Genomic DNA, 12,158 nt, shown 5'->3' on the forward strand with positions numbered 1-12,158 from the left:
ATTCATGACAGTTCAACATACTCAAGATTTAGCGCAAATTCGCGCCATGGTGCCAGAAATGCGTCGTGTGAAATCTATCCACTTCATTGGTATTGGTGGAGCGGGAATGAGCGGCATTGCTGAAGTGTTGCTCAATGAAGGTTATCAGATCACGGGGTCAGACTTAGCTGAAAACCCTGTGACAGAGCGTTTGACCAATAAAGGCGCCAAGATCTTCATTGGCCATGCTGAAGAAAATGTTCAACAAGCCAGTGTAGTTGTCGTCTCTACGGCGATTAATGAAGAAAACCCAGAAATTAAAGCAGCACGTGCGGCAAGAATTCCGGTGGTACGCCGTGCTGAGATGCTAGCGGAACTGATGCGTTTTCGCCATGGTATCGCAGTGGCAGGGACTCACGGAAAAACCACGACCACGGCTTTGGTAACCCAGATATACTCGGAAGCGGGTTTAGATCCGACATTTGTGAATGGTGGCTTGGTTAAGAGTGCCGGGACGAATGCTCGTCTTGGCTCTAGCCGTATTCTCATTGCTGAAGCTGATGAAAGTGATGCGTCCTTCCTTCATCTTCAGCCTATGGTGAGCATTGTCACGAATATCGAAGCAGATCACATGGATACCTACGGTGGAGACTTTGAAACCCTGAAGCAGACGTTCATTGATTTTCTCCACAACCTTCCTTTCTACGGGCAAGCGATTGTATGTATCGATGATCCAGTCGTGAGAGCATTGATTCCGAGGATCAGCCGCCAAGTGATCACCTACGGTTTTTCTGAAGATGCGGATGTACGTATTGAAAATTATCATCAGGAAGGCCAACAAGGTAAGTTTACTGTCGTGCGTCAGGGGCGTGCCAACCTAGATATTACATTGAACATTCCTGGTCGCCACAACGCACTCAACGCCTCTGCTGCGATTGCTGTGGCAACTGAAGATGATATTGACGATGAAGCCATCTTACGAGCCATGGCTGGAACGCAAGGCACAGGGCGTCGTTTTGATCACCTTGGGGAGTTTGATACCGGTAATGGTAGTGCAATGTTGGTCGATGATTATGGCCATCACCCGACGGAAGTTGATGTCACGATTCATGCGGCTCGTAATGGATGGAAAGAGAAGCGTTTGGTAATGATTTTCCAGCCACATCGCTACAGTCGTACTCGTGATTTATACGATGACTTTGCTAATGTCTTAGAACAAGTTGATGTGCTTTTGATGTTGGATGTTTACTCTGCTGGCGAGAAGCCAATTGCGGGGGCTGATGGGCGTGCTTTATGTCGAACGATTCGTAGTCGAGGAAAAATCGATCCGATTTTTGTTTCCGATAGTAATACCTTACCTGCTGTTTTAGCGAATGTTTTGCAAGATGGTGACCTGGTTCTAACGCAAGGTGCAGGAGATATTGGCAAAGTAGCGAAACAATTGGCAGCTTTTGAGTTAAATATCGATAAGATGCATATGGTGTGATTGGAAACATGAGATTTCGATTAATTCGACTAATTAATGCAATTAAAGTGCGATTTCTCAATTTCAGTATTTGATACTTTCAATGACGCCAGTATAATCCGGAAGTTAAAGTCATTGCTTTTGCCTTTTTAAGAAATTGAGATAGGGGTTAAAGTTGCGAATTGATAGCAGGGACAACGGTCTTGGTTGAGAGCACTTTAGATGAAGGCCGTCGTTTTACTGATTCTCCACTAGTGAAAAAACATGCTTTTGGTAGCATATTTTTGCTGGTGGTTTTGCTATTGATAAGCTCTATCCTTTATTCCACGATATCTTGGATGTGGGATGATAAGCGTTTGCCTTTATCGAAAATAGTCTTGGAGGGAGACCTGAAATACGTTTCTTCCCTTGATGTGCAGCGTGCGTTTGCTACGTTGCAACATGTGGGCACCTTTATGTCTCAAGACGTGAAAGTACTCCAGAAGACTGTAGAGGCTATCCCTTGGGTTTCTCATGCATCGATTCGTAAACAATGGCCTGACACGGTCAAAGTTTTTCTGACTGAGTATGAAGCGGTTGCTATTTGGAATGGTAGTGAACTCCTTAATAGTCAAGGGCTTGTTTTTAATGGCGACATTGGCAAGCTAGAAGGAGAGCGTGTCAAGCTTTATGGTCCCGCAGGTACGAGCCAAGAAGTATTGGACGTATGGCGGCAAATTAACCCTAAGTTTGCAGTGCTGAATCTGAACATTTCCTCGTTATTACTGAATGATCGCCGTGCATGGCAGATTATCCTTGATAACGGTATCCGGCTTGAGCTGGGTAAAGAATCTTTAGAAGAGAGGGTGGAAAGATTCCTCTCTTTATACAAAAACTTAGGTAGCGACTCACAAAGAGTTAGCTATATTGACCTCAGGTATGATACGGGAGCCTCCGTCGGTTGGTTCCCTGAGCAAGAGTTAGAACAAGAGAGCACAGATGACTAAGACCGCTGATGACAACATTATTGTTGGTCTTGATATTGGTACTGCAACCGTATCAGCTCTGGTTGGAGAAGTACTGCCTGATGGTCAGATAAACATAATTGGCGCAGGAAGTAGTCCATCACGAGGAATGGATAAAGGTGGTGTCAACGACCTGGAATCTGTTGTCAAATCTGTTCAGAGAGCTGTTGACCAAGCTGAGCTAATGGCGGAATGTCAGATCAGTAATGTCTTTATTTCTATCTCTGGTAGACACATAGCTAGCCGAATAGAGAAAGGCATGGGGACCATTTCTGATGAAGAGGTTTCTCAGGAAGATATGGATCGTGCGATTCATACTGCCAAATCTATCAAAATAGGTGACGAACAACGCATTCTGCATGTAATTCCACAAGAATTTACGATTGATTACCAAGAAGGGATAAAAAATCCGCTAGGTTTATCAGGAGTAAGAATGGAAGTCAGCGTGCATTTAATCTCTTGTCACAATGATATGGCAAGAAACATTATTAAAGCCGTTGAGCGATGCGGTTTGAAGGTTGAGCACTTAGTTTACTCCGGTTTGGCTTCGAGTAATGCGGTGATCACTGAAGATGAACGTGAGCTCGGTGTTTGTGTTGTCGACATCGGTGCTGGCACTATGGATGTATCGATTTGGACTGGCGGAGCACTGAGACATACGGAAGTTTTTTCCTATGCAGGTAATGCGGTAACAAGTGATATTGCTTTCGCCTTTGGTACTCCAGTGAGTGATGCCGAAGAAATAAAAGTGAAATATGGCTGTGCTCTGAGTGAGCTAGTCAGCAAAGATGACACGGTTAACGTTCCTAGTGTAGGAGGTCGACCATCACGCAGTTTACAAAGACAAACTTTGTCTGAGGTGATTGAACCTCGTTATACTGAGTTAATGGGGCTGGTTAATCAAACTATCGATACTGTTCAGGAGAAGCTGCGCGAAGAAGGGATAAAACATCACCTTGCGGCTGGTGTAGTACTGACTGGTGGTGCTGCACAGATTGAAGGATTGGTAGAGTGTGCGGAACGTGTATTCCGCAATCAAGTACGAGTTGGTAAGCCACTAGAAGTGAGTGGGCTAACAGACTATGTAAAAGAGCCGTATCACTCGACGGCAGTGGGTTTACTTCATTATGCAAGAGATAGTCAAATTAACGACGATACAGAGTACAATGAGCCTAAGCGCCAATCTGTAACGACATTATTTGGGCGTTTGCGTAACTGGATACAAAAAGAATTTTAACCTGAGCAGCAGGATAAACGGAGATAACACATGTTTGAACCGATGATGGAAATGTCTGACGACGCAGTAATAAAAGTCGTTGGGGTTGGTGGCGGTGGTGGTAATGCCGTTGAACACATGGTACGTGAATCCATCGAAGGCGTGGAGTTCATTAGCATCAACACTGATGCGCAAGCGCTTCGTAAAACAAGCGTTAATAGCGTAATCCAGATTGGTGGTGACATTACCAAAGGTCTGGGTGCAGGCGCTAACCCTCAGGTTGGGCGTGATGCTGCTCTCGAAGATCGAGATAGAATTAAAGAAGAGCTCGATGGTGCCGATATGGTATTTATCGCAGCTGGCATGGGTGGTGGTACAGGTACAGGTGCTGCTCCAGTGATTGCAGAAGTCGCAAAAGAGCTGGGCATACTTACTGTTGCTGTAGTAACTAAGCCATTTAGCTTTGAAGGCAAAAAGCGTTTAGCGTTTGCTGAGCAAGGAATTGAAGAGCTATCTAAACAGGTAGACTCATTAATTACGATTCCAAACGAGAAGCTACTAAAAGTACTGGGTCGTGGTATCACTCTACTTGAAGCTTTTGCTAGTGCGAATGACGTACTTAAGAATGCAGTACAAGGTATTGCAGAGCTTATTACTCGTCCTGGCATGATTAACGTCGACTTTGCGGATGTTCGTACCGTGATGTCGGAGATGGGTCATGCAATGATGGGTAGCGGCGTAGCCAAAGGTGAAGACCGTGCTGAAGAAGCGGCTGAGATGGCTATCTCAAGCCCACTTCTTGAAGATATCGATCTCGCAGGTGCTCGTGGTGTTCTGGTTAACATTACAGCTGGCCTTGATATGCGTCTGGATGAGTTTGAAACGGTGGGTAATACGGTTAAAGCATTTGCTTCAGATAATGCTACAGTTGTTATCGGTACTTCATTGGATCCTGATATGGCTGATGAAATCCGAGTGACCGTTGTTGCTACTGGTATTGGTACAGAGAAAAAGCCTGATATCACTTTAGTTGCGGGCGGGAAGACGAAAGTAGCTTCTGTTTCTCAACCACAAACTCAGCCAGCGGCTCCAACTCAGCAGCCAGCTGTCAATAAAGTGGAAGAGAAACCGGCACCAAGTTTGCAAGAGAAACCTCAGGTGACTCCTCAGCCGACAAGTTCTGCTCCTTCAAGCTCAGGTGCTGGTCAACAAAGTGCTGCACCGAAAGCGGATAAGGACACTGGTTATCTTGATATACCAGCATTCTTGCGTCGTCAGGCTGACTAAAATTAAATCATAATTTGACACTGTTCAAAATTATGGTACGATTCGCGGTCAATATTGCTTATTGACCGTGTTTTGTAGCAATTAGTACTGAGGCAAGCAGATGATCAGACAACGTACTCTGAAAGAAATAGTGAAAACAACTGGTGTGGGTCTCCACTCTGGTCGTAAAGTCACACTTACTCTTCGCCCAGCGGCTGCAAATACAGGTATCATTTACCGCCGTACGGATGTAAATCCTCCTGTTGATTTTCCTGCAGACCCAGCTTCAGTTCGTGACACCATGCTTTGTACGGCATTGGTGAACGATGAAGGCGTGCGTATCTCAACCGTTGAGCACCTCAATGCAGCTCTTGCTGGTATGGGTATAGACAACATTGTGGTTGAGGTCGATGCTCCGGAAATTCCAATTATGGATGGCAGTGCTAGCCCTTTTGTATTCCTCCTTCAACAAGCTGGCATTGAAGAGCAAAACGTACCCAAACGCTTTATTCGTATTAAAAAGCCTGTTCGCTTTGAAGACGGTGATAAGTGGGCTGAATTTGTCCCTTTCAATGGCTTCCGTATGGACTTTGAAATCGAATTCAACCATCCCGCGATTGAATCTGATGAGCAGCATTTATTATTTGATTTTTCATCGCAAGGCTTTGTAAAAGATATCTCTCGTGCTCGAACTTTTGGTTTTATGCGAGATATCGAACATTTACAGTCTCAGAATCTATGTCTAGGTGGTAGCTTTGACTGTGCCATTGTACTGGATGAATATCGAATTCTAAACGAAGAAGGCCTTCGTTTTGATAATGAGTTTGTCACTCATAAAGTGTTGGATGCGATTGGCGATCTTTACATGTGTGGTCATCCAATCATTGGTGAGTTCCGTGCGTTTAAGTCTGGACATGGCTTAAACAACCAACTGCTGCGTTCTGTTCTAGCAGATCAAGAAGCGTGGGAGTGGGTAACGTTCGAAGAAGAAGCGACTTCTCCAGTTGCCTTCGCCGAGCCTAATGTGGTTGTTGCATAATAAGTATGAAGTTTTGAAAAGCCAGACGAAAGTCTGGCTTTTTTGTTTGCCGCACGGCAAAAATCTGCCTGCTTAAAAGAAGAACCTTGTGGCCGACTTTAGAGTACGGTAAGCCGCGAAAATTGAAGAGATGCCTTATCAGCGTATAAACATCCACCATATAACCTCAAAAAATAAAGAATGCTTCAAACAAATAACCTTGTTATTGGTTGTTAGAGGCAAAATTCCTTAAACTAACCGCCACTTAAGCCTTGAAATATATAGTTCTCATCGCAATATCTGGGTAAAGTGATTTATCTCAGTATTCTTAGTTCAAAACTGTTAGAGACTGAAGGCACAGAATGTAGATCGGGCCCGATCTAAGTAAAGAGAGATGCATAGCAAATGATAACTAAGCTACTGACAAAGGTAATTGGCAGTCGCAACGACCGCACGTTACGTCGCCTTAGAAAGATTGTAAAAGAAATTAATAACTATGAACCTACGTTTGAAGCGCTTTCTGACGAAGAGTTGAAAGCGAAAACAGTTGAGTTCCGCCAGCGTCTTGAACAGGGTGAAACATTAGACAAACTTCTACCTGAAGCGTTTGCGACAGTTCGCGAAGCATCAAAGCGTGTATATGGTATGCGTCACTTCGACGTCCAGCTTATTGGTGGTATGGTGTTAAATGCTGGTCAGATTGCTGAGATGCGAACTGGTGAAGGTAAAACTCTGACAGCAACGCTACCTGCCTATTTGAATGCATTGAAAGGCGCTGTTCACGTTGTGACAGTCAATGACTACTTAGCAAAACGCGATGCTGAGACTAACCGTTCTCTGTTCGAGTTCCTTGGAATGACGGTTGGTGTCAACGTACCGAACATGCCTCCCCAAGAGAAAAAAGAGGCATATCAAACTGACATCTTGTATGGCACAAATAACGAGTTTGGCTTTGACTACCTGCGTGACAATATGGCCTTCCGCGCTGAAGATCGTGTTCAACGTGAGCGCTTCTTTGCGATTGTTGACGAAGTGGACTCCATCCTAATTGATGAAGCGCGTACGCCTCTGATTATTTCTGGCCCAGCAGAAGACAGCTCCGAGCTTTACACTCGTATTAATACTTTGATTCCTCACTTACAAAAGCAGGATCAAGAAGATTCGGAAGAGTATCGTGGTGATGGACATTACACGGTAGATGAAAAGTCGAAGCAGGTTCATCTGACAGAAACGGGTCAGGAATTTGTTGAAGAGCTGATGATCAAAAATGGTCTGATGGAAGAGGGAGATACTCTGTATTCGCCTGCAAACATCAGTCTGCTACATCACGTAAATGCAGCACTGCGTGCGCATGTGTTGTTTGAAAAGAACGTTGATTACATCGTCAACGAAAATGGCGAAGTGGTTATTGTCGACGAGCATACCGGTCGTACTATGCCAGGTCGTCGTTGGTCTGAAGGTCTTCACCAAGCAGTTGAAGCGAAGGAAGGCGTTAAGATCCAAAACGAGAACCAAACCTTAGCTTCGATTACATTCCAGAACTATTTCCGCTTGTATGAAAAATTGTCAGGTATGACTGGTACTGCGGATACGGAAGCATTCGAATTCCAATCGATTTATGGCCTAGAAACGGTCGTTATTCCAACGAATAAACCTATGATTCGTAACGATATGCCAGATGTGGTTTATCGTACTGAGGCAGAAAAGTTTGCTGCCATCATTGAAGACATTAAAGAGCGAGTAGAGAAAGGCCAGCCTTCGCTAGTGGGTACGGTTTCTATTGAGAAGTCAGAGCTTCTATCTAATGCGCTTAAGAAAGCTAAGATTAAGCACAACGTACTTAATGCTAAATTCCATGAAAAAGAAGCTGAAATTGTTGCAGAAGCAGGGACACCGGGTGCTGTAACAATCGCAACCAACATGGCAGGTCGTGGTACGGATATTGTGCTAGGTGGTAGTTGGCAAGCTCAAGTTGAAAAACTAGACAATCCGACTCAAGAGCAAATAGACAAGATTAAAGCGGATTGGAAAGAAGTTCACGATAAAGTCCTGGAAGCGGGCGGCCTTCATATTATCGGTACCGAGCGTCATGAATCACGCCGTATTGATAACCAGTTACGTGGTCGTTCTGGTCGACAAGGTGATGCGGGTTCTTCACGTTTCTACCTATCTATGGAAGATTCACTGCTACGCATCTTTACTTCTGACCGTATGGCAAGTTTGATTCAAAGCGGTATGGAAGAAGGTGAAGCGATTGAATCTAAGATGTTGTCTCGTTCCATCGAAAAAGCACAACGTAAAGTGGAAGGGCGTAACTTCGATATCCGTAAACAGCTGCTTGAATACGATGACGTTGCTAACGACCAGCGTAAGGTTGTTTATGAACTTCGTGATGAGTTGATGGTTGTTGAAGACATCAGCGAGATGATCGAGCAAAACCGTGCTGATGTGCTCACTGCTGTGATCGATGAATACATTCCGCCGCAGTCTTTAGAAGATATGTGGGATGTTGAAGGTTTACAAGAGCGTTTGAAAAACGATTTTGATCTCGATGCACCCGTCAAGCAATGGCTGGAAGAAGACGATAAGTTATACGAAGAAGCACTTCGTGAGAAGATCCTAGAAACAGCGGTTACTGTCTATAAAGAGAAAGAAGCGGTGGTTGGTGAGCAGGTTCTGCGTAACTTTGAAAAATCTGTCATGCTACAAACACTGGATACACTTTGGAAAGAGCACTTGGCGGCAATGGATCACCTTCGTCAAGGTATTCACTTACGCGGCTATGCACAGAAGAACCCGAAACAAGAGTACAAGCGTGAGTCATTTGAACTTTTTGAGGGGCTATTAGATTCTCTGAAATCAGATGTGATCACGATTCTGTCGAAAGTTCGCGTCCAGCAGCAAGAAGAAGTGGAGCGTATGGAAGCACAGCGTCGTGCGCAAGCGGAAGAAGCGGCTAGACGAGCTCAAGCACAGCACGCATCAGCTGAAAATCAGCTTGCTGATAGTGAAAAAGCCGAAGACATTCATCAACCAATGGTTCGTGAAGAACGTAAAGTTGGTCGAAATGAACCTTGCCCATGTGGTAGCGGTAAGAAATACAAACAGTGTCATGGTCAAATTAGCAGTTGATCCTGTTCTAAGGTAAATATAAAGAGTCGCTTAGGCGGCTCTTTTTTTAAGGAAAAATACAATGAAACGTACGCATATTGTTGCTGCCATTATCTTTAACCGAGATAAGTCAGAGGTTTTTATTACGAAACGACCAGATGAAAAGCATAAAGGTGGTTTTTGGGAGTTCCCAGGTGGAAAAGTCGAGTCTGGGGAGACGATCGAACAAGCCATTGTTCGTGAATTAGACGAAGAGGTAGGAATTCGAGCGACAGAGCTGAGTTTATTCGAACATCTCGAGTTCGATTATCCAGACAAGTCGCTTAAGTTCGATTTTATCTGCGTGATGGAATTTGAACATTCCCCTTACGGTAAAGAAGGGCAGCAAGGCGCTTGGGTTCCCGTTGCGGAATTAAGTCGTTACGCTTTTCCTGAAGCAAACATGCCAATCTTGCAGCGAGTCATGAAGGAATTTTCTTGATAGCCTTTAGGTGGTTGACCATTTTTTAAAATTTAATCAGGAAAGATCAACACACTCTAGCCAGCTGCTCTTAATGTTGGTAGTTTTAATCCACTACGCAAAAGTAATGAGAATAATGGAGAGGTGCAATGGTACGTATTGCAATTGCAGGAGCGGCTGGCCGTATGGGCCGAAACTTAGTTAAAGCGACTTATCTGAATCCACAGTCTCAGGTAGGGGCTGGCTCTGAGAGACCTGAGTCATCTTTAGTTGGTGTCGATATTGGTGAGTTATGTGGTGAAGGAAAGTTTGATGTCGTATTGACGGATGATCTGACAAAAGATATTGCTAACTTTGATGTCATCATTGATTTTACTGCGCCTTCGAGCACACTTGCTAATCTCGAATTATGTAAGCAGCATAATAAAAGTATTGTTATCGGAACGACCGGATTTACGGAGTTGGAACGTGAGCAAATAGATGAGTTCGCCAAGCATGTACCTATCGTAATGGCACCTAACTACTCAGTGGGCGTTAACCTAGTATTTAAGCTGTTGGAAAAAGCCGCCAAGGTAATGGGTGATTACTGCGATATCGAAATTGTTGAAGCGCATCACCGTCATAAGGTTGATGCACCGTCTGGCACAGCTATCGGCATGGGCGAAGCGATAGCTGACGCTATGGGCAACAAGCTCAATGACGTTGCTGTCTATGCTCGTGAAGGTATCACAGGTGAACGCACTAAAGATGAAATTGGTTTTGCGACCATTCGTGCTGGTGACATCATCGGTGAGCACACCGCTATGTTTGCTGATATTGGTGAACGTGTGGAGATTTCCCATAAAGCGACTGACCGTATGACTTTTGCTAATGGTGCTGTTAAAGCCGCCGTTTGGCTAGCTGAGAAGCCTGTGGGCTTTTATACAATGACTGATGTACTAGGTCTGAATGAACTGTGAGTTTAATTACTTGTTTGTCTCTTAGATTTAAAATTAGCTAAATCACTTAAAATAAATAATTATGCGCTGGGCTTGCCCGGCGCTTTTTGTATTAAACGAACGCAACTTAGTTCATCAACAAGTTACAGTACTCTTTTTTAGTTATGTTTGTTGTTTGTTTTGTGTCTTATGTTGTCTAATTGGCATTTAGGTCTTAAAAGTTGCATTCTTTTTTGCTTGTTCATCGTTTGCGCAGTTTTTAAGATAAAAACTGTGATCCATGATGATGGAAAAATAAGGTGTTTCATAAAACCTTCACCTGTTAGCAGGTAAATAACAACTAAAGTGATGTTTTTGGGCGTCTTGAAAGGTTTTTTCTTTTAAGTGCTCTAAATGTTTAATTTATTTTTATGTCTCTGTTGACACATTCATATCGCCTCATTAGAATACCGCCAATTTGTCTAAATAACCTAAAAACGCTTTTTTACAGCGTGAAGGAAGGCAGATTTGCAGTTTAATTTATTATTTTTGCATTTTTATTCTGGAGGTTGTCTTGAGTAAATCAGCACTGTTAGTCCTAGAAGATGGGACAGTGTTCCACGGTGTTTCCATTGGAGCAGATGGTTCGTCCGTTGGTGAAGTTGTTTTTAATACCTCGATGACGGGGTACCAAGAAATCCTCACTGATCCTTCCTATTCCCAACAAATCGTCACACTCACTTATCCTCACATAGGCAATACCGGAACCAATTCCGAAGACGAAGAATCCTCTTCCATTCATGCACAAGGCCTTGTGATTCGCGATCTCCCTCTAATCGCTTCTAACTTCCGCAGTGAACAATCCCTTTCTGATTACCTTAAATCGCAAAATATCGTCGGCATTGCTGATATCGATACTCGTAAGCTTACGCGCATTTTGCGAGAGAAAGGTGCGCAGAACGGTTGTATCGTTGCGGGTAACAATTTAGATGAGGCTCTAGCGCTAGCTAAAGCGAAAGAATTCCCTGGCCTAAAAGGTATGGACCTTGCGAAAGAAGTTACAACAAAAGAAGCGTATCAATGGAAACAAGGTTCGTGGACGCTCGAGGGTGGACTTCCTGAGGCGCAAGACGACAGCGAGTTGCCATATCACGTTGTTGCCTATGACTTCGGTGCAAAGCGAAACATCCTGCGTATGCTTGTTGACCGAGGCTGCCGCTTAACAGTCGTTCCAGCTGAAACCAGTGCAGAAGAAGTGTTGGCGCTAAACCCAGATGGCGTATTCCTATCGAATGGTCCTGGTGACCCAGAGCCATGTATTTACGCTATCGAAGCAACCAAAGTATTCTTAGAAAAAGGTCTACCTATTTTTGGTATCTGCTTAGGTCACCAAATACTAGCTTTGGCATCTGGTGCTAAGACAGTGAAGATGAAATTTGGTCACCATGGTGCTAACCACCCAGTTAAAGACCTAGATCGTAACGTTGTAATGATTACTTCTCAGAACCATGGTTTCGCTGCGGATGAAGCAACACTACCTGAGAATCTACGTGCAACTCACGTGTCACTATTTGATGGCTCTCTACAAGGTATCCACCGTACAGACAAGCCAGCATTTAGCTTCCAAGGTCACCCTGAGGCAAGCCCTGGTCCACACGACGCAGCACCACTATTTGATCACTTTATCGAACTAATCAAACAACACAGCGCTTAATTCGGAGT

At 44.1% G+C, this 12,158-nt stretch carries 9 protein-coding genes; all 9 read left to right on the top strand.

Going from position 1 to position 12,158, the window contains the following annotated elements; translation table 11 throughout:
* Positions 1-4: 4 nt before the first annotated feature.
* The 9 genes from murC (at position 5) to carA (ending at position 12,150) form a co-directional block, all read left to right on the top strand.
* Entirely contained in the window at positions 5-1,465 is a 1,461-nt protein-coding gene (gene murC / locus L1D15_RS07350) for a UDP-N-acetylmuramate--L-alanine ligase (protein WP_239865117.1), read from the top strand.
* A gap of 182 nt (positions 1,466-1,647) precedes the next feature.
* On the top strand, positions 1,648-2,430 hold the full coding sequence (locus tag L1D15_RS07355; RefSeq protein ID WP_239875197.1) for a cell division protein FtsQ/DivIB: 783 nt from the start codon (positions 1,648-1,650) through the stop codon (positions 2,428-2,430).
* A complete protein-coding gene (gene ftsA, locus L1D15_RS07360; protein ID WP_239837707.1) occupies positions 2,423-3,685 on the top strand; it encodes a cell division protein FtsA in 1,263 nt (420 codons plus the stop codon). The genes L1D15_RS07355 and ftsA overlap by 8 nt, the downstream gene beginning before the upstream one ends.
* 30 nt (positions 3,686-3,715) lie before the next feature.
* Positions 3,716-4,951 carry a cell division protein FtsZ gene (gene ftsZ / locus L1D15_RS07365; protein ID WP_239837706.1) on the top strand — a complete coding sequence of 412 codons (1,236 nt, stop codon included), beginning with the start codon at positions 3,716-3,718 and terminating at the stop codon, positions 4,949-4,951.
* Between the two features lie 100 nt (positions 4,952-5,051).
* Positions 5,052-5,969 (top strand): UDP-3-O-acyl-N-acetylglucosamine deacetylase, encoded by a 918-nt coding sequence (lpxC, locus tag L1D15_RS07370; protein ID WP_239837705.1) that lies wholly within the window; start codon positions 5,052-5,054, stop codon positions 5,967-5,969.
* 384 nt (positions 5,970-6,353) lie between these two features.
* Positions 6,354-9,080, top strand: a complete 2,727-nt coding sequence (secA, locus tag L1D15_RS07375) for a preprotein translocase subunit SecA (RefSeq protein ID WP_239865111.1) — start codon at positions 6,354-6,356, stop codon at positions 9,078-9,080.
* A gap of 61 nt (positions 9,081-9,141) precedes the next feature.
* On the top strand, positions 9,142-9,540 hold the full coding sequence (mutT, locus tag L1D15_RS07380; protein ID WP_239865108.1) for an 8-oxo-dGTP diphosphatase MutT: 399 nt from the start codon (positions 9,142-9,144) through the stop codon (positions 9,538-9,540).
* 128 nt (positions 9,541-9,668) lie between these two features.
* Positions 9,669-10,478: a 4-hydroxy-tetrahydrodipicolinate reductase gene (gene dapB / locus L1D15_RS07385; protein ID WP_239875198.1), complete on the top strand. Its 810-nt coding sequence runs from the start codon at positions 9,669-9,671 to the stop codon at positions 10,476-10,478.
* A gap of 532 nt (positions 10,479-11,010) precedes the next feature.
* Positions 11,011-12,150, top strand: coding sequence for a glutamine-hydrolyzing carbamoyl-phosphate synthase small subunit (gene carA, locus L1D15_RS07390; RefSeq protein WP_239875199.1), 1,140 nt, complete (start codon positions 11,011-11,013; stop codon positions 12,148-12,150).
* The last annotated feature ends 8 nt before the right edge of the window (positions 12,151-12,158 follow it).

Source organism: Vibrio sp. Isolate25 (assembly GCF_022398025.1).
GTDB classification, from domain to species: domain Bacteria; phylum Pseudomonadota; class Gammaproteobacteria; order Enterobacterales; family Vibrionaceae; genus Vibrio; species Vibrio coralliilyticus_A.